Raw genomic sequence first — 17,105 nt, 5'->3', positions numbered from 1 at the left:
GTGGTCGCACTTACTACTATGTGTTCGTAAAAACTTCTGGGGGTCGGTAACCCGGGTTACCGACCACCTGACGTTCTACCGACCACACCGCCCGCCGCCGGTTTGACATCTTCCCCGCCCAGATGGTTCCGTACGACAGAACTCAGTTCCGCTAGGCGGATCAAATTGCACCGATGGAACGTCCCGCTCGATGTTGAGCAGAAGGAGAAGCGATGAGGCTCAAGAAGATGGCGGCCGTAGGCACGGCGGCGCTCGTGGCTGTGGCACTCACGGCCTGCGGCGGCGGATTCGAGGCCCCTGCCGAGGGAAGCGCCGAGACCTCCGGCGGCGCCGGAGCACCCGAGGCGGAGACGGTCTTCAAGGTCGCCTTCAACCAGAACGCGGACCAGCCCGAGGCGGTCGCCATGACCCACCTCGGTGAGCGCCTCGCGGAGCGGACCGACGGGCGCTACTCGCTCGAGGTCTTCCCGAACGAGACGCTGGGCGCCCAGAAGGACACGGTGGAGCTGGTCCAGGCCGGGACCGTGGACTTCGCGCTCGTGGCCGGGTCGCTGCTGGAGAACTTCAACCCGGACTTCGTCGCGCTGAACCTGCCGTACGTGTACGACTCGCAGGAGCACCAGGAAGCGGTGCTCAACGACCCCGAGATCACCGGTGACCTGTACACCTCGATCGAGGACCAGAACATTCGCGTGCTCGGCGGCTTCTCCGCCGGGACCCGCAGCGTGTACAACTCGTCGCACCCGATCGAGACGCCCGAGGACCTCGCGGGTCTCAAGATCCGGGTCATGGAGTCGGACACCAACACGCGGATGCTCGAGCTTATGGGCGGCACCGGTACGCCGATGGGGCAGGGCGAGGTCTACACCGCGATCCAGTCGGGCGTGCTCGACGGCGCCGAGAACAACGAGTCGATCTTCGCGAACCTCAAGCACGACGAGGTGGCGCAGTACTACTCGTACACCAAGCACCTCATGATCCCGGACCTCCTCATCACGAGCCCCGAGACCTTCGGCTCGATGTCCGAGGAGGACCGCGCGGTGTTCCTCGAGGAGCTCCAGGTCGCGTTCGAGGAGTCCAGCGAGCTCACGACGAAGGTCATGACCGAGAGCCAGGCTGCTGCCGAGGAGGCCGGCGCCAAGTTCAACGAGCCGGACATCGCGCCGTTCCGGGAAGCCGTCAAGCCCCTCCTGGACGAGAAGCTGACCACCGACACCGCCAAGGACCTGTACGACAGCGTCCGTGCGGCCGCCGAGTGACCCGGCACTGAGGATCTCGAGCAATGACATACGCCAAACGAGGCCTTGATGTCGCGCTCCGCTGGTTGTGCATCGGGCTGTTCGCGGCCCTGGTGCTGATCGTCGTGTGGCAGGTCTTCTCCCGACAGGTACTGAACGCGCCGAGCACCTGGTCCGAGGAGCTCGCCAAGTACGTCTTCATCTGGCTCGGGCTCTTCGGCGCCGCGCTCGTCTTCGGCGAGCGGGGACACATCGCCGTCGACGCGCTGGTCCGCAAGATGCCCCGGCGCCTGCAGCGCTGGAACGCCGTGCTGGGCCAGATAGTGATCGCGGCCTTCGCCGTCCTGGTGCTCGTCTACGGCGGCTGGCAGGTCTCCGAGCTCGCCTGGAACCAGAGCATGCCGGGGCTGCCGCTGAAGGTCGGCTGGCTGTACCTGGCCCTCCCGCTGTCGGGAGTCCTGGTGCTCTTCTACACCGTCTACCACCTGGTAGCCGTCGTGCGGGGCGTGGAGAACGCCACCGCTGACGGCGAGCCGGACGCCATCTGAGGAGGTCGTACACATGGAGGTGGCTGCACTCGCCGGGCTGGTCCTGGTGGTAGGTATCGTCGTGCTCCTCGTCCTGGGGGTCCCGGTCTCTGTGGCGGTGGGCATGTCCGCCGCTGCCGCGGCGATCACGGCCCTGGGCTTCGAGGACGGGCTCCTGACGTCCGCACAGCAGATGTTCCGCGGCATCAACAACTTCTCGCTGCTGGCGATCCCGTTCTTCGTCCTCGCGGGCGTGATCATGAACAACGGCGGGATAGCGCTGCGGCTCGTCAACTTCGCCAAGATGCTGGTCGGACGCGCCCCCGGCTCGCTCGCCCAGACCAACGTCGCGGCGAACGCGATGTTCGGCGCGGTCTCCGGCTCGGCGGTGGCGTCCGTCGCCGCGGTGGGCTCCACGATGGGACCCCTGCAGGCCAAGGAGGGCTATCCGAAGGACTTCGCCGCCGCGACCAACATCGCGTCGGCTCCGGCGGGGATGATCATCCCGCCGAGCAACCTGATGATCGTCTACTCGCTGGTGTCGAGCACGTCGATCGCCGCGCTCTTCATGGCCGGCTACATACCCGGCCTGCTCTGGGCGGGCGTCTGCATGGTGATCGTGCACTTGTACGCCCGGAAGCGGCCCGAGCTGCGGATCTCGGAGCGGCTGTCGTTCCCGGCCGCGATGCGGGTGGCGGTCGAGGCGATCCCGGCCCTGCTGCTCATCGTCGTCGTGATCGGCGGCATCCTGGTGGGCGTCTTCACCCCGACCGAGGCGTCCTGCATCGCAGTGGTCTACTCGCTGGTGCTCGCGTTCGTCTACCGGGCGATCAAGGTCCGTGACCTCGGGGAGATCCTGCTCGAGTCCGCTCGCACCACCTCGATCGTGATGTTCCTGGTCGGCGTCTCCGCCGCGATGTCGTGGGTGATGTCGTTCGCGCAGATCCCGCAACTGGTGACCGACGGCCTGCTGTCCGTGACCAGCAACCCGTACCTGCTGATCCTCCTGATCGTGGTGCTGCTGCTGGCCATCGGCTGCTTCATGGACCCGACGCCGGCCGTCCTGATCTTCGCGCCCATCTTCCTGCCCGTGGTCACGGCGTTCGGGATGGACCCCGTCCACTTCGGCATCTTCGTCGTGATGGCCCTGTCGATCGGCACGATCACGCCGCCCGTCGGCCCGGTCCTGTTCGTCGGCGCCCGGGTCTCCGGCATGTCGATCGAGAGCGTCGTCCGCCGGATGGCCCCGTTCTTCGTCGCGCTCGTGGTGCTGCTCGTCGTCGTCGCGATGACCCCCGCGCTATCGATGTGGCTCCCCACTCTTCTCGGGCTCGTCTAGCCCGTCACTCTGCCAAGGAGGCATTCAGTTGGAACAGCGTTACGCCACCGCACCCGACCAGGTTCCCGGGATGACCACGGACGACCTGCGCGGTCGCTACCTCGTCCCCGAGCTCTTCGTCGACGACGAGATCCGCACCGTCTACACCCACCACGACCGGGTGGTCCTCGGTGGGATCAGCCCCGTCTCCGCCCCGCTCACCCTGCCGGGCTACCCCGAGATCCGCTCGGAGCAGTTCTTCGAGCACCGCGAGGCGGGCATCGTCAACGTGGGTGGCCCCGGCACCATCACGGTGGACGGCACCGAGCACCGGCTGGCGCACGGCGCCTGCCTCTACGTGGGACGGGGAGCCGGCGACGTCGTGCTCGCCTCGGACGAGCCGACGGCGGAGGCCGGGCCCGCGCGGTTCTACCTGTTCTCGGCACCGGCGCACACCGCGTACCCGACCACGCTCGTGCCGCCGGGCCAGGGCACGGTGCGCGAGCTGGGCGACCCGCTCACCTCGAACCGACGCACGCTCAACCAGTACATCCACGAGAACGGCGTGCGGTCGTGCCAGGTGGTCATGGGTGTCACCACCCTGCACCCCGGTTCCATGTGGAACACGATGCCCGCGCACACCCACGACCGGCGCACCGAGTGCTACCTGTACTTCGACCTGCCGGCCGAGGCGCGCGTCATCCACATCATGGGGGAGCCCACCGAGACCCGGCACCTCGTCATCGGCAACCAGGAGGCCGTGATCTCACCCAGCTGGTCCGTGCACTCCGGGGTCGGTACCGCCGCATACTCCTTCGTGTGGGCCATGGCCGGTGAGAACCAGGCGTTCGACGACATGGACGGTTTCTCCGTCTCCACCATGCGGTGACGGATGCGGTGACGGATGCGGTGACGACGAGGAGGCAATGATGAGCGAGGCGACGACGGCCAGCGAGAAGACGCTGATGGTGCTCGAGGCGGCGATGACGCACGAGCGGTTCAGCGAGATCGTGACCGCGGTACACCTCCCCAAGGCGACGGTGCACCGGATCCTCACCACGCTCGTCGAGCGGGAGTTCATCCAGGTGGCCGACGGCGGCGCGCACGTGCCGGGTCCCAAGATCCTGTCGCTCGCCGGCATCGCCTACGACCGGGTCGACATCTCGACGATCGTCCAGCCGTACATCGACGACCTGGTGCGCCGCGTGCAGTGCACCGTGCACGTCGGGGTGCTCAGCGGCGACGAGATCATCTACCTGGTCCGCACCGACTCCGACAAGCCGTACCGGATGCCGTCCCGGGTCGGTGCCGCGATCCCGCTGCACACCTCGGCGATCGGCAAGGCGATCCTGGCCCGGCTCGACGACGACGCGATCGAACGCTTCGTCAACCGGGCCGGGCTCCCGCGGCGGACCGCCCGCAGCCTCACCACGCTGGACGAGCTCCGCGCCGAGCTCGCCGACATCCGGGAGGACGGCTACGCGTTCGACCGCGAGGAGAACGTGCCGGGCGTCGTCTGCATCGGCACCTCCATCCGCGACCACACGGGCCACTCCAACTACGGGCTGTCGATCTCCTCGCTCGCGCTCGAGCACACGGAGGGACAGCTCGCCGCGATGGCCGGCGACCTGTGCAAGACGGCCGCCGACATCACCCACGCACTCGGGGGCGACCGGTAGGGCACAGCGTGCCCGGCCCGGGTCACCCCGGACCCTGACGAAAGAAAACCAAACGTGAGCACTACGAGCACCATCGGACCCGACACCGACCCGGTACTGGCCCGGATGTTCAGCCTGGCCGGCCGCACCGCCGTCGTGACGGGTGCGAGCAAGGGCATCGGCCTGGGTATCGCGACCCTCCTGGCGCAGGCGGGGGCCGACGTCGTCGGCGTCAGCACGACCATGTCGGACGGCGACACCGACGCCCGCAGGGCGGTCGAAGCGGCCGGCCGTCGCTTCACGCCGGTCGCGACCGACCTCTCGGACCGGGTGGCCGTCGCCGAGCTGGGCGACCTGCTGACAGGGCTCGAGGTGGACGTGCTCGTCAACAACGGCGGAACGATCCGCCGTGCCCCGGCGGCCGAGCACCCGGACGCGGACTTCGACCACGTGATCGAGGTGAACCTCCGGTCCGCCTGGACGCTGTCCCGTGAGGTCGGCCGGTCCATGCTCGCCCGAGGCCACGGCAAGATCGTCAACACCGCCTCCATGCTGAGCTTCCAGGGCGGCGTCAACGTGCCCGGGTACACCGCGTCGAAGTCGGCGCTCGCAGGCCTGACCAAGGCGCTCGCGAACGAGTGGGCCGGGCGCGGGGTGAACGTCAACGCGGTGGCCCCCGGGTACGTGGCCACGGACAACACGGAGGCGCTGCGCGGCGACGCCGGCCGCAATGCCGAGATCCTCGGGCGGATCCCGGCCGGCCGCTGGGCCACGCCGGAGGACATCGCCGGTGCCGTGCTCTACCTCGCCGCGCCCGCGTCGGACTACGTCCACGGCGCGATCCTGCCCGTCGACGGCGGATGGCTGGCCCGGTGACGGCCTCGACGCCGGCGACCCCGGGAACGACGGCGGCCCCGGGAACCGCCCCGACGATGGTCGTCACCGAGTGCGACCACGACGCGTTCCTCCAGGAGGAGGACGTCGCCCGCGCGGCCGGCGTGACGTTCCGCGTCGAGCAGGCGGGCGACCGCGCCGCGCTGGAGCGCGCCTGCGCCGACGCCGACGGCATCCTCGTGCAGTACGCGACGATCGACGGCCCGCTCATGGACGCTCTCCCGCGCCTCCGCGTCATCGGCCGCTACGGCGTCGGCGTGGACTCGGTGGACGTCCAGGCAGCGACCGACCGCGGCATCGCGGTGTGCAACGTGCCCGACTACGGCACCGAGGCGGTCTCGGACCACGCGATCGGGTTGGCGCTCGCGGTGGCGCGCGGCATCCCGCTGCTCGACCGCGGCGTGCGCGCAGGCCGGGTCGACCTGCCGAAGGTGCGGCCGCTGCACCAGATCGCCGGACGCACCTTCGGCGTCGTGGGGCTCGGCCGGATCGGGCGGGCCACGGCGCGCAAGGCCGCGGGCCTGGGGTACGACGTCGTGGGCTTCGACGTGCTCGCGACCCCCGGCACCGACTACCGCGGCGTCCGGGCCGTCACGCTCGAGGAGCTGTGCGCGACCGCCGACGTCGTGTCCGTGCACGTACCGCTGCACGAGGGCACCCGCGGCATGATCGGGACGGAACAGCTCGCCGCGATGCGCCCGACGGCCGTCGTCGTGAACACCGCGCGCGGCGGCGTCGTGGACACGGAGGCGCTGGTCGCGGCGCTCGAGCGGGACGCGATCGGCGGGGCGGCGATCGACACGCACGACGTCGAGCCGCTGCCGACGGACCACCCGCTGACCCGGTTCGACAACGTGGTGCTCACGCCGCACCTCGCCTGGTACACGGAGGAGTCCTACCGCGAGCTGAAGCGGCGCACCGCGCAGAACGTCGTCGACGTGCTGGCGGGCAGCCCGCCGCGCGAGGTGGTGAACCCCGAGGCCTGGGGACGCGGACGCACCGCCCACCTGGCCACCCAGCCGATCGGAGCCTGACATGCTGACCACCCCGACCACGATGTCCGCGGCCGTGTGGACCGCCGCGGACACCATGAGCGTGCGCGACCTGCCCGCCCCGGAGGTGCCGGAGGGCTGGGCGCTGGTGCGGGTGCTGTACAACGGCATCTGCGGCACCGACCTGGCGATCGTGCACGGTGCCCACCCCCGGGCCGCCGCGGGCCTCATACCGGGGCACGAGATCGTCGGGACCGTGGTCGCGCCCGGTGACGGCGGCCCGGAGGCCGGCGCGACGGTCGTCGTCGAACCGCTCATCTCGTGCGGGGAGTGCCGTGCCTGCCGGTCGGGCGCCACGCACGTGTGCCGCGACCTCCAGCTCTACGGCATCGACGCGCCAGGCGGCCTCGCCGAGTACGTCGCCCTGCCCCCGTCGGTGCTGCACCGTCTGCCCGACGGCGTGGACCCGCGCGTGGGTGCCCTGGTGGAGCCGCTCGCGGTCGCCGTCCATGCGGTCAGCACCGCGCGGGTCGGCGCCGGCGACGTCGTGGCGGTGGCCGGCGGCGGGCCGATCGGCGTCCTCACGGCGCTGGTGGCCCGGCACGCGGGCGCTGCCCGGGTGATCGTGAGCGAGCCGTCGGCCTGGCGCCGCGGCGTTCTCACGGACCTCGGTCTCACCGTCGTCCCCGGCGACCGGACCCTCGCGGACGTGGTGCTCGAGCACACCGCCGGAGAGGGCGCCGACGTCACGTTCGACGCAGCGGGGCACCCGGCTGTGACGCCGGAGCTGACCGCGGCGACCCGCGTGCTCGGCTCGGTGGTGGTGGTGGGCGTGCACAAGGCGCCGGCGCCCGTGGACCTCCGCGCCGTCTGCTTCAAGGAGCTGTCCGTGCGCGGGGTGCGGGTCTACACGCGGGCCGACGTGGTGCGGGCGATCGAGCTGGTCGCCGCCGACGCGCTGGGCCTCGACCGCGTGCCCGTCCAGGTCTTCCCGCTCACGGAGGTCTCGGCGGCGGTCGCCGCGGCAGCCGACGGGGGCGCCGCCCTCAAGGTGTTGGTCACGCCGGTGGGGGAGGGCGCATGACGGGCGTCGGGCACGGTCCGACGGCGGCTGCCGGACCGTTCTCCCTGGAGGGCTCGACGGCCGTCGTCACCGGCGGCGCGCGGGGACTCGGCGAGGGCATCACGCGGTCCCTGCTCGACGCCGGCGCCGACGTGGTGGTCATGGCCCGGTCGGCCCCGGGACCTGGGCTCGCCGAGCACGCCGCCGCGCGCGGGCGCGAGCTGCGGTTCGTGCCGGTCGACCTGGCCGACCTGGCTTCGGTCGAGGCCGGCGCGGCCCAGGTGCTCGCGGACGGAGAGGTGGACATCCTCGTCAACAACGCGGGTACGCAGGACCGGTACCCGGCGGTGGACTTCCCGATCGACGCCTGGGACACCGTGCTCCAGATCAACCTGCGCGCGGTGTTCCGGCTATGCCAGCTCTTCGGGCGCCCCATGCTCGAGCGCGGGCGCGGCAAGGTCGTCAACGTGGCCTCGCTGCTCAGCTTCCAGGGTGGGGTCACCGTGCCGGCCTACGCGGCGAGCAAGGGCGCGGTGGCTCAGCTCACGAAGGCGCTCTGCAACGAGTGGGCGGGCCAGGGCGTGAACGTCAACGCCGTCGCCCCCGGGTACATGGACACGGAGATGAACGAGGCCCTGCTGCGCGACCCGGTGCGGTCCGAGCAGATCTCGGCCCGGATCCCGGCCGGGCGCTGGGGTACGTCCCAGGACATGGGCGGCGCCGTCGTCTTCCTGGCGTCCCGAGCTGCCGCCTACGTCCACGGCCAGGTCCTGGCGGTGGACGGCGGCTGGCTAGCCCGCTGACCGTCCACCTCGCTGAGTGCTGGGTATTTGCGCCGTTCAGGGTCTGGAGAGCGCAAATACCCAGCACTCACCGGGTTGTCAGGTCGGCAGGGAGGAGGGGCGGGAGGACGTCCCGGAGCGCCGCGACCCGTTCCGCGCGTGCTTCGCCGCGTAGCCGCTCCACCGGTGCCGTGATGCTGACGGCGGCGACGGCGCGCCCGGCCCGCAGCAGCGGCACGGCGATGCAGGCGATGCCCGCCTCGTTCTCCTCGGTCTCGTCGGCGATGCCGCTCGTCCGAGCGCCGTCCAGCGCGCCCCGGAGCTGCTGGGTGCTCGTGTCCGTGCCGGCGAACCGGGCGAGCGCCGCCTCGTCGAGGTCCTGGACCGACAGCAGCGCACGGCCCAGTGCGGTCGTCGCGGCCGCGCGCCGCCGTCCGACGGCGGACCACACGCGCACCGCACGCTGCGGCTCGACCTTGTCGAGATAGACGACCTCGCGCCCGGCGAGCACACCGAGGTGCACCAGCTCGTCGGTCTTCTCGCTGAGGGCGGTCAGCGCCGGGTGCAGGAGCGCGGGCAGGTTCTCCTCGGCCAGGTAGGTGCTCCCGAGGGACACCGCGGCGGGGCCGAGGCGGTACGCGCCTCCCGGCGTCTGCTCGGCATACCCGCGGTGCCGCAGCGCGGCGAGCGTGCGGTGCAGGGTGGGCTTGCTGACGCCCACGGCCCGGGCCAGCACGGCGAGCGGCGCGCCGGCGGCACCGAAGCCGGCGAGCGCGTCGAGCGCCAGCAGCGCCTTGTCGACGCTCCCGAGCGGACTGGCCTCCATGGGGCTCCCTCACGTAGCATGCGTTCCGTAGTGAACAATATGTGTTCACCATAGCGAAACACTAGTTCATGAAGGAGCCCCATGTCATCCCCGGACAGCACTGTCCTCGAGACCCTCGCCGCCCACCGGCTGGTGCCAGTCGTCGTGGTCGACGGCGCTGACGAAGGCGCCCGCCTGGCCGACGCGCTCGTCGCCGGCGGCCTGCCCGTCGCCGAGATCACCCTGCGCCTCGCGGGCGGTGTCGACGCCATCCGTGCGGTCGCGACGAACCAGCCCGACGTCGTCGTGGGTGCAGGCACCGTCACCACCGCACAGCAGGTGGACGACGTCGCAGCCGCCGGCGCCCGCTACATCGTGTCGCCGGGGCTGTCCGCTGCCGTCGTGCGGCGCGCGCAGGAGCACGGCATCCCCGTGCTGCCCGGCGTCGCCACGCCGTCGGAGATCATGGCGGCGCTCGACCTGGGGCTTGACGTCGTCAAGCTGTTCCCCGCGTCCGTCGTCGGCGGGCCGGCCGCCATCAAGGCGTTCTCCGCGCCGTTCCCGGGCGTGCGGTTCGTGCCGACGGGCGGCGTCAGCGCCGCCAACCTCGCCGACTACCTGACCCTGAAGCCGGTGCTCGCCGTCGGCGGCTCATGGATGGTCGACCGCAAGCTCGTCACCGCGGGCGACTGGGACCAGATCACCACCCGTACCCGCGACGCCGTGGCGCTCGCCGCACAGATCGACTCCGAGGAGAAGAACCGATGACCTCGCTCACCGTCCGCCCTGCCGCCGAGAGTGCCTACGACGTCGTCGCGCTCGGCGAGGTGATGCTCCGGCTCGACCCGGGCAACCGGCGCGTGCGTACCGCCCGCAGCTTCGACGTGTGGGAGGGCGGCGGCGAGTACAACGTGGCGCGCGGCCTGCGTCGCTGCTTCGGCCTGCGCGGCGCGATCGTGACGGCGCTCGCCGACAACGAGATCGGCCGGCTGGTCGAGGACTTCATGCTGACCGGCGGCCTCGACACCCAGTACGTGCAGTGGGTGCCGTACGACGGCATCGGCCGCCAGGTGCGCAACGGCCTCAACTTCACCGAGCGCGGCTTCGGCGCGCGCGGCGCCGTCGGCGTGAGCGACCGCGGCAACACCGCCATCTCGCAGCTGAAGCCGGATGACGTCGACTGGGACGCACTGTTCTCCCGCGGCGTGCGCTGGCTGCACACGGGTGGCATCTTCGCCGCGCTGTCCGAGAGCAGCGCCGACGTCGCCGAGGCCGCGATGGCCGCCGCCCGCCGGCACGGCACGATCGTGTCCTACGACCTGAACTACCGGCCCTCGCTGTGGAAGGGCATCGGCGGCGAGGAGCGGGCGCGCGAGGTCAACCGCCGCCTCGCCCAGCACGTGGACGTCATGATCGGCAACGAGGAGGACTTCACGGCCTCGCTCGGCTTCGAGGTCGAGGGCGTCGACGAGAACCTCACCGACCTGGACACCGGCGCGTTCCGGGCCATGATCAAGACGGCGTCGGAGGCTTACCCGAACTTCCAGGTGATCGCGACGACCCTGCGCGGGGTGCGGTCGGCGTCGCGCAACGACTGGGGCGCTATCGCCTGGTCGCGCAAGGAGGGCTTCGCCGAGGCCACCCACCGCTCGGACCTGGAGATCTTCGACCGTGTCGGCGGTGGCGACTCCTTCGCGTCCGGCCTGGCGTACGGGCTCATGGAGCTCGGCTCGCTGCAGGAGGCCGTCGAGTACGGCGCCGCGCACGGTGCCCTGGCGATGACGACCCCGGGCGACACCACCATGGTGACGCTCGCGGAGGTCGCCAAGCTGGCGGGCGGTGGCAGCGCGCGCGTCCAGCGCTGATCACGTCGCCGACCAGCGTAGATGGTGCCGTCGGTGCGAGGATTGGGGCCATGTCCCAGAGCATCCTGTTCATCGGTGGAAGCGGAATCATCAGCCATGCCTCGGTGGCCCGGGCCGCGCGGCTCGGGCACCGGGTGACGGTGCTCAACCGGGGCCGGTCCTCGACCCGGTCGCTCCCGACGGAGGTGGAGACCCTCGTCGCGGACGCGAACGACGCCGGGTCGGTGGCCGCGGCGCTGGGCGGCCGGGAGTTCGACGTCGTCGCGCAGTTCCGGGCGTTCAGCCCCGAGCACGTGGCGCGCGACGTCGCGCAGTTCGCCGGCCGGACCGGGCAGTACGTGTTCATCTCGTCGGCGTCGGCGTACCAGACGCCGCCGTCGCGGCTGCCGGTCCGGGAGTCCACACCGCTGCGCAACCCGTTCTGGCAGTACTCCCGCGACAAGATCGCGTGCGAGGACCTGCTGGTCCGGGAATACCGGGACAGCGGGTTCCCCGCGACGATCGTGCGGCCGTCGCACACGTACGACCGCACGCTGCTGCCGACGTCGGGCGGCTGGACCGACGTCGCCCGCATGCGCACCGGGAAGCCCGTGGTGGTCCACGGCGACGGCACGTCGCTGTGGACGCTGACGCACACCGAGGACTTCGCCGTCGGGTTCGTGGGGCTGCTCGGTCATCCGCTCGCGGTGGGCGACACCTTCCACATCACCGGGACGCACGCGCCCACGTGGGACCAGATCTACATCTGGCTGGCCGAGGCGGCGGGCGTGTCGAACCCGGACCTGGTGCACGTGGCGTCCGAGACGATCGCGCGGGTGCTGCCGGAGATGGGCGCCGGCCTGGTCGGCGACAAGGCGCACTCGATGGTCTTCGACATCTCGAAGGTGCGCACGCTCGTGCCGGAGTTCGGCACCACCATCACCTACGACATCGGTGCGGTGGAGCAGATGTCCTGGTTCGACGCGCACCCCGAGGCGCAGGTGGTGGACCCGGAGCTGGACGCGGCGTTCGACCGGCTGGCAGCCCACGCGCGCGCCCTCTGAGGGTCAGGCCGGCGGCGCCGTCGAGTCCCGGACCACCAGCTCCGTCGAGAGGTTGAGGCGGCGGACCTTCGGCGACCGGCCGCGTGCGATGTCGATCAGGATCTGGGTGGCGGCCGCTCCCATCTCGGCGAGCGGCTGCCGCACGGTCGTGAGCGGCGGCCCGACCCACGAGGCGAGCGGCAGGTCGTCGTAACCCACCACCGAGAGGTCCTCCGGCACGCGCAGGCCGAGCTGGTGTGCGGCACGGAGCAGTCCGAGGGCCTGCATGTCGGAACCGGCGAACACCGCGGTCGGGCGGTCCGGCAGGGACAGCAGCTCGACGCCGAGGTCGAACCCCGCCTCTACGTAGAAGTTACCCTCGCGCACCAGCGCCGGGTCGACGGCGACGCCGCGCTCCTCGTGCGCCGACCGGAACCCGTCGACGCGGGCGCGGCTGCACAGCATGTCCCAGGGCCCGGTGATCATCGCGACCCGGCGGTGCCCCAGCGCGAGCAGGTGCCGCGTGGCCTGCAGCCCGCCGTTCCAGTTGTCCGAGCCCACCGAGGCGACGTCGGCCGGCGGCTCGCCGTCGGTATCGATCACCACGTAGGGGATACCGCGCCGGTCGAGCTGCTGGTGCTGGGCCTCCGAGAGGTTCGCCGCGACGAGCAGCACGCCGAGCGGCGGCCGCGCGATGGTCGTGTCGAGCCACCTGGCGGGCGGGCGGTGCTCGCCGCCCAGCTCGGACAGGATCACGCTGGTCCGGGACTCCGCGGCCGCCGCCTCGACGCCGCGGATGATCTCCATGGACCAGCCCGAGCCGAGCCGGTGGAAGACGAGGTCGATCAGGCCGGTGCCCGCGGGAGCCGTCGCCGGTCGCCGTCGGCGGTACTGGTGCTTCTCCAGGGCCGCCTCGACGCGGTCCCGGGTGGCGGGTGCGACGTCGGCCCGGCCGTTCAGGACCTTGGAGACGGTAGGCACGGACAGGCCGAGCTCGGTCGCGATCGACGCGATGGTGGGGCCCGGGCGTACGCCGGTCATCGCCTCCGCCTTTCGAGATTGTTCGCGGAACTTTCGAACTGAAGGTACACCGTATCTAGATCGTGACCCACCAGCAGTTGGGACCGTCTTGACGATGTGACGCCTGCCACTCTACTGTCCCAGACGCAAGCACTATCGGTGATGACGCCGATAGTTTCGAAAACGTTCCACAACGAGGTGGGGATGGCAACTGAGCTGCGTGGCAACGAGACGTGGGGCCTGGCCCTGCGCAAGCACTGGCGGCTTTACACCTTCGCGATCCTGCCGATCGTGTGGTTCCTGGTGTTCCGCTACCTGCCGATGGCCGGCAACGTCATCGCCTTCCGCCGGTTCCGCCCCGGTGGCTCGATCTTCGGCGAGGAGTGGGTAGGGCTCTACTACATCGAGCGGTTCATCCAGGACCAGGCGTTCTGGCAGGCGTTCCAGAACACGGTGATCATCGGCGGTCTGACACTCCTGATCGTGTTCCCGCTGCCGATCATCCTGGCCCTCCTGCTCAACGAGCTCCGCTCGCGGCTGTTCAAGCGGTTCGTGCAGACGGTCAGCTACCTGCCGCACTTCATGTCCATCGTGATCGTGGCCGGCTTCGTGTTCGAGCTGACGGCGCTGGACGGCACGGTGAACCGGCTCGTCGAGCTGTTCGGCGGGGACCCGATCTCGTTCATGCAGCAGGCGGACTGGTTCCGCACCATCTACATCTCGTCCGAGGTCTGGCAGACGGTCGGCTGGGGCACCATCCTCTACCTGGCCACGCTGACCACCATCGACGCGCAGCTCTACGAGGCCGCCCGGATCGACGGCGCCAACCGCTGGCAGCAGACGTGGCACGTCACACTGCCCGGGATCCGGCCCACGATGGTGGTGCTGCTCATCCTCAACATCGGCCAGTTCATGCAGGTCGGCTTCGAGAAGATCTTCCTTCTCTACAACACGCTGACCCAGCCGACGGCGGACGTGCTCTCCACGTACATCTACCGCGTCGGCCTGACCTCCGGGCAGCTGAGCTACGCCACGGCGATCGGCCTGTTCGAGGCAGTGATCGGTCTGGTCCTCGTCTTCTCCGCCAACGCGATCTCGCGCCGAGTCACCGGGAGCTCCCTGTGGTGAACACCGCCCCCGTCGCCGACCCCGCCGACCCCGCCGTCAACCCGGTCCCGAAGGGTCCGGACCTGGCCCGCCCGCTACCGCGGACGACCACCATCAAGGACGCCCCGGGCTACACGGTGTTCCGCTGGGTCAACGCCGTCGTGCTGGTGCTGGTCGCCGCCGTCACGCTGTACCCGTTCCTCAACCTGGCGGCCCGGGCGTTCAGCACCGAGGCCGCGATCAGCAGCGGCAACGTCACGGTCTGGCCCATCGGCTTCAACACGACGACGCTCATGTCGGTGCTGTCCCAGGACCTCTTCTGGCGCAACTACCTGAACACCGTCGTCTACACGCTGGTCGGCACCGTCATCGCCATGGCGCTGACCACGACGTTCGCGTACGTGCTGTCGAAGAAGTACCTGAAGGGTCGCATGCTGCTGATCGGCTTCGCGGTCTTCACGATGTTCTTCACCGGCGGTCTCATCCCGAACTACATCCTGGTCAGCGAGCTCGGTTTCAAGAACACGATCTGGGCCATCGTGATCCCACAGGCGATCAACGTCTTCAACCTGCTCGTCATGAAGTCGTTCTTCGAGAACTTCCCGACCGAGCTCGAGGAGGCCGCCGCCATCGACGGCCTCACCACCTACGGGATCTTCTTCCGGGTGGTGCTGCCGCTGAGCAAGGCGGTGCTCGCCACGATGGTCCTGTTCTACGCGGTGTGGTTCTGGAACTCCTGGTTCCCCGCGTTCCTGTACATGGACGACCCGCACCTGTACCCCGTGACCGTGTTCCTGCGGAACATCATCGCGGGCGCCACCGGCACCGGCGAAGGGCTGAGCGACATCGCCGTGCAGGTCGGCGCCAACGTCAAGGCGGTGACGATGCTGCTCACCGCGCTGCCAATCGTGTGCCTCTACCCGTTCGTGCAGAAGTACTTCGTGTCCGGCGTGATGCTCGGCTCCGTGAAGGGCTGAGCGCGCCGTACACCCGTCGAACCCATCCGCCGTCGAACGACGACGTTCACACCCCGGAGGAAAACCATGAGGATCACCCGTAGAAAGGCTGTCGCGGCGACCGCCGTGGCCGCCCTCGGACTCACGCTCACCGCGTGCTCGTCCGGCAGCGGCGATGACGACGGCGGCCCCGTCGACATGGCCGACAAGATGGTCGGCGCCATGGAGGACTACGGCGTCGGCACCAGCTTCAAGGCGACCGAGCCGATCGAGCTCGGTCTGATGTACCGCGACCACCCGAACTACCCGCTGCAGGACGACTGGTCGATCCTCGAGCACCTCGAGGAGGACCGGAACGTCACCTTCGACATCCAGTCCGTGCCGCTCTCCGACTGGCAGCAGAAGCGGTCGCTCCTGATCAGCTCGGGCGACGCGGCCGACCTCATCCCGTCGACCTACGCGGCCGACGTCGAGACGCTCACCTCCGGTGGTGCGGTGCTGCCGATCTCCGACTACCTCGACTACCTGCCGAACTTCATGGACAAGGTCGAGAAGTGGGGGCTGCAGGAGGAGCTGGACCGCCTGCGGCAGGCCGACGGAAAGTTCTACGTGCTGCCCGGCCTGCACGAGAACCCGAAGCCCTCGTACTCGGTAGCCATCCGCGGGGACTGGTGGGAGGACGCCGGCCTGGAGGACCCCAAGACGTGGGAGGAGTTCGCCGACCAGCTCGAGGTGATCAAGGAGGAGCACCCGGAGATCGACTACCCGTACACCGAGCGCTGGTCCATCAACGGACCGATGGAGGCCACCCTCCAGGCCGCCGCCGGCGGGTTCGGCACCGAGGCGGGCTGGGGCTTCGGCGACGGCGTGGTCTGGAACGGCTCCGAGTACGAGTACACGGGCGCCTCCGCGGGCTACAAGGACCTGATCGCCTACTTCGCCGACCTCGTCGAGCGCGGCCTGCTGGACCCCGAGGGGATCACGCAGGACGACGACTCGGCCAAGGCGAAGTTCACCACCGGCAAGGCGGCCGCCATCGGGTCGAACGACCAGGAGGCCGTCGTCTACCGCACGGGCTTCGAGGAAGCGGGCAACAAGGACGCCGAGGTGAAGCACATCGTGGTCCCGGCCGGTCCGGCGGGGAACATCATGGACGCCACCACCGGCGGGCAGTTCGAGTCCGGCATCGCCCTGTCGTCGAGCGCCGCCGAGCGGGACGACTTCGTCGCACTGCTCCAGTTCGTCGACTGGCTCTACTACTCCGACGAGGGCCTCGAGTTCGCCAAGTGGGGCGTCGAGGGCGAGACCTACACCAAGGACGCCGACGGCACCCGCACGCTGGCGGAGGACGTCGACTGGGGTGGCCTCAACCCGGACGGCACCAAGCAGCTGAACACCGACTTCGGCTACTACAACGGGGTGTGGTCGCTCGCCCACGGGTCCACCGAGGACCTGGTGAAGTCGACGCTCTCGCCCGAGGTGCAGGATTTCCTCGACGAGATGAACCAGAAGGAGGTCGCGGAGAACGGCCCCGGGATCGCCATGGACGAGATGCAGCGCGAGGAGGCGTCCCTGCTGCAGACCAATCTCCAGGACATGGTGATGACCGCGAGCTCGCAGTTCATCCTGGGCGAGCGGCCGATGGACGAGTGGGACGCGTACGTTGCCGAGCTCGAGGCGGCAGGCATGCCGACCTATGTGGCCACGGTCAACGAGGCGGCAGGCGTAACAACCGAATAACCCCTCGTTGAGTGCGGGGTATTTGTCGGCCCGGCGCGGCTGAGCCGACGCATCTGCCACTGGGTCGTTGAAGCCGAGCAAGACTCTTCTCCTGGGACTATCGGTAAGAAATCGTGGA

The 17,105-nt window shown here is 70.0% G+C and carries 17 protein-coding genes; 15 read left to right on the top strand and 2 right to left on the bottom strand.

Translation table 11 applies throughout. The features are described from left to right. Positions 1 to 212 precede the first annotated feature (212 nt). The 9 genes from AB0F40_RS25040 to AB0F40_RS25000 all read left to right on the top strand — a co-directional run bounded on the left by AB0F40_RS25040 (position 213) and on the right by AB0F40_RS25000 (position 8,493). Entirely contained in the window at positions 213 to 1,259 is a 1,047-nt protein-coding gene (locus AB0F40_RS25040) for a TRAP transporter substrate-binding protein (protein WP_357474286.1), read from the top strand. A 23-nt stretch (positions 1,260 to 1,282) separates the two neighbouring features. After that, entirely contained in the window at positions 1,283 to 1,786 is a 504-nt protein-coding gene (locus AB0F40_RS25035) for a TRAP transporter small permease (RefSeq protein WP_357474282.1), read from the top strand. A gap of 13 nt (positions 1,787 to 1,799) precedes the next feature. Then, positions 1,800 to 3,104, top strand: a complete 1,305-nt coding sequence (locus AB0F40_RS25030) for a TRAP transporter large permease (RefSeq protein WP_357474279.1) — start codon at positions 1,800 to 1,802, stop codon at positions 3,102 to 3,104. A 28-nt stretch (positions 3,105 to 3,132) separates the two neighbouring features. Continuing rightward, positions 3,133 to 3,972, top strand: coding sequence for a 5-dehydro-4-deoxy-D-glucuronate isomerase (kduI, locus tag AB0F40_RS25025; RefSeq protein ID WP_357474276.1), 840 nt, complete (start codon positions 3,133 to 3,135; stop codon positions 3,970 to 3,972). 40 nt (positions 3,973 to 4,012) lie between these two features. After that, positions 4,013 to 4,762, top strand: a complete 750-nt coding sequence (locus tag AB0F40_RS25020; RefSeq protein WP_357474273.1) for an IclR family transcriptional regulator — start codon at positions 4,013 to 4,015, stop codon at positions 4,760 to 4,762. 105 nt (positions 4,763 to 4,867) lie between these two features. Next, positions 4,868 to 5,617 carry an SDR family oxidoreductase gene (locus AB0F40_RS25015; protein WP_357474291.1) on the top strand — a complete coding sequence of 250 codons (750 nt, stop codon included), beginning with the start codon at positions 4,868 to 4,870 and terminating at the stop codon, positions 5,615 to 5,617. Continuing rightward, complete coding sequence (locus AB0F40_RS25010; RefSeq protein WP_357474270.1) at positions 5,614 to 6,669, top strand: C-terminal binding protein; 1,056 nt, start codon at positions 5,614 to 5,616, stop codon at positions 6,667 to 6,669. Before AB0F40_RS25015 ends, AB0F40_RS25010 begins: the two co-directional genes overlap by 4 nt. A 1-nt stretch (position 6,670) precedes the next feature. Continuing rightward, positions 6,671 to 7,711, top strand: a complete 1,041-nt coding sequence (locus AB0F40_RS25005) for an alcohol dehydrogenase catalytic domain-containing protein (RefSeq protein WP_357474267.1) — start codon at positions 6,671 to 6,673, stop codon at positions 7,709 to 7,711. Continuing rightward, positions 7,708 to 8,493, top strand: a complete 786-nt coding sequence (locus tag AB0F40_RS25000) for an SDR family oxidoreductase (RefSeq protein WP_357474264.1) — start codon at positions 7,708 to 7,710, stop codon at positions 8,491 to 8,493. The genes AB0F40_RS25005 and AB0F40_RS25000 overlap by 4 nt, the downstream gene beginning before the upstream one ends. Positions 8,494 to 8,560: 67 nt before the next feature. Here AB0F40_RS25000 and AB0F40_RS24995 read toward each other — a convergent pair whose 3' ends face one another. After that, complete coding sequence (locus AB0F40_RS24995; RefSeq protein WP_357474261.1) at positions 8,561 to 9,298, bottom strand: IclR family transcriptional regulator; 738 nt, start codon at positions 9,296 to 9,298, stop codon at positions 8,561 to 8,563. Positions 9,299 to 9,379: 81 nt separating this feature from the next. Here AB0F40_RS24995 and eda point away from each other — a divergent pair, with 81 nt between their 5' ends. From eda to AB0F40_RS24980, 3 genes are read left to right on the top strand one after another with little or no spacing between them, the layout of a single operon-like run. Next, the gene (gene eda, locus AB0F40_RS24990; RefSeq protein ID WP_357474258.1) at positions 9,380 to 10,045 is read left to right on the top strand and encodes a bifunctional 4-hydroxy-2-oxoglutarate aldolase/2-dehydro-3-deoxy-phosphogluconate aldolase; all 666 of its coding nucleotides are present in this window, start codon (positions 9,380 to 9,382) and stop codon (positions 10,043 to 10,045) included. Further along, complete coding sequence (locus AB0F40_RS24985; protein ID WP_357474255.1) at positions 10,042 to 11,142, top strand: sugar kinase; 1,101 nt, start codon at positions 10,042 to 10,044, stop codon at positions 11,140 to 11,142. The genes eda and AB0F40_RS24985 overlap by 4 nt, the downstream gene beginning before the upstream one ends. A gap of 50 nt (positions 11,143 to 11,192) precedes the next feature. Continuing rightward, a complete protein-coding gene (locus AB0F40_RS24980; protein WP_357474252.1) occupies positions 11,193 to 12,185 on the top strand; it encodes an NAD-dependent epimerase/dehydratase family protein in 993 nt (330 codons plus the stop codon). Positions 12,186 to 12,188: 3 nt separating this feature from the next. Here the strand turns inward: AB0F40_RS24980 and AB0F40_RS24975 are convergent, their stop codons facing one another. Continuing rightward, positions 12,189 to 13,205 carry a LacI family DNA-binding transcriptional regulator gene (locus AB0F40_RS24975; protein WP_357474249.1) on the bottom strand — a complete coding sequence of 339 codons (1,017 nt, stop codon included), beginning with the start codon at positions 13,203 to 13,205 and terminating at the stop codon, positions 12,189 to 12,191. 183 nt (positions 13,206 to 13,388) lie between these two features. Here AB0F40_RS24975 and AB0F40_RS24970 point away from each other — a divergent pair, with 183 nt between their 5' ends. The 3 genes from AB0F40_RS24970 (at position 13,389) to AB0F40_RS24960 (ending at position 16,987) form a co-directional block, all read left to right on the top strand. Beyond that, positions 13,389 to 14,312 (top strand): ABC transporter permease subunit, encoded by a 924-nt coding sequence (locus AB0F40_RS24970; RefSeq protein WP_357474246.1) that lies wholly within the window; start codon positions 13,389 to 13,391, stop codon positions 14,310 to 14,312. A 62-nt stretch (positions 14,313 to 14,374) separates the two neighbouring features. Then, positions 14,375 to 15,268, top strand: coding sequence for a carbohydrate ABC transporter permease (locus AB0F40_RS24965; protein ID WP_357474288.1), 894 nt, complete (start codon positions 14,375 to 14,377; stop codon positions 15,266 to 15,268). Between the two features lie 66 nt (positions 15,269 to 15,334). Continuing rightward, positions 15,335 to 16,987 (top strand): extracellular solute-binding protein, encoded by a 1,653-nt coding sequence (locus AB0F40_RS24960; protein ID WP_357474243.1) that lies wholly within the window; start codon positions 15,335 to 15,337, stop codon positions 16,985 to 16,987. The last annotated feature ends 118 nt before the right edge of the window (positions 16,988 to 17,105 follow it).

Source organism: Promicromonospora sp. NPDC023987, assembly GCF_040639055.1.
GTDB lineage: Bacteria > Actinomycetota > Actinomycetes > Actinomycetales > Cellulomonadaceae > Promicromonospora.
This window is presented reverse-complemented; position numbering and strand designations above follow the sequence as displayed.

Bases quoted from the DNA above. Each gene is read 5' to 3' on its own strand.
- AB0F40_RS25040 (WP_357474286.1), top strand. From the start codon at position 213: ATGAGGCTCAAGAAGATGGCGGCCGTAGGCACGGCGGCGCTCGTGGCT.
- AB0F40_RS25035 (WP_357474282.1), top strand. From the start codon at position 1,283: ATGACATACGCCAAACGAGGCCTTGATGTCGCGCTCCGCTGGTTGTGC.
- AB0F40_RS25030 (WP_357474279.1), top strand. From the start codon at position 1,800: ATGGAGGTGGCTGCACTCGCCGGGCTGGTCCTGGTGGTAGGTATCGTC.
- AB0F40_RS25020 (WP_357474273.1), top strand. From the start codon at position 4,013: ATGAGCGAGGCGACGACGGCCAGCGAGAAGACGCTGATGGTGCTCGAG.
- AB0F40_RS25015 (WP_357474291.1), top strand. From the start codon at position 4,868: ATGTTCAGCCTGGCCGGCCGCACCGCCGTCGTGACGGGTGCGAGCAAG.
- AB0F40_RS25005 (WP_357474267.1), top strand. From the start codon at position 6,671: ATGCTGACCACCCCGACCACGATGTCCGCGGCCGTGTGGACCGCCGCG.
- AB0F40_RS25000 (WP_357474264.1), top strand. From the start codon at position 7,708: ATGACGGGCGTCGGGCACGGTCCGACGGCGGCTGCCGGACCGTTCTCC.
- AB0F40_RS24995 (WP_357474261.1), bottom strand. From the start codon at position 9,298: ATGGAGGCCAGTCCGCTCGGGAGCGTCGACAAGGCGCTGCTGGCGCTC.
- eda (WP_357474258.1), top strand. From the start codon at position 9,380: ATGTCATCCCCGGACAGCACTGTCCTCGAGACCCTCGCCGCCCACCGG.
- AB0F40_RS24985 (WP_357474255.1), top strand. From the start codon at position 10,042: ATGACCTCGCTCACCGTCCGCCCTGCCGCCGAGAGTGCCTACGACGTC.
- AB0F40_RS24980 (WP_357474252.1), top strand. From the start codon at position 11,193: ATGTCCCAGAGCATCCTGTTCATCGGTGGAAGCGGAATCATCAGCCAT.
- AB0F40_RS24975 (WP_357474249.1), bottom strand. From the start codon at position 13,205: ATGACCGGCGTACGCCCGGGCCCCACCATCGCGTCGATCGCGACCGAG.
- AB0F40_RS24970 (WP_357474246.1), top strand. From the start codon at position 13,389: ATGGCAACTGAGCTGCGTGGCAACGAGACGTGGGGCCTGGCCCTGCGC.
- AB0F40_RS24960 (WP_357474243.1), top strand. From the start codon at position 15,335: ATGAGGATCACCCGTAGAAAGGCTGTCGCGGCGACCGCCGTGGCCGCC.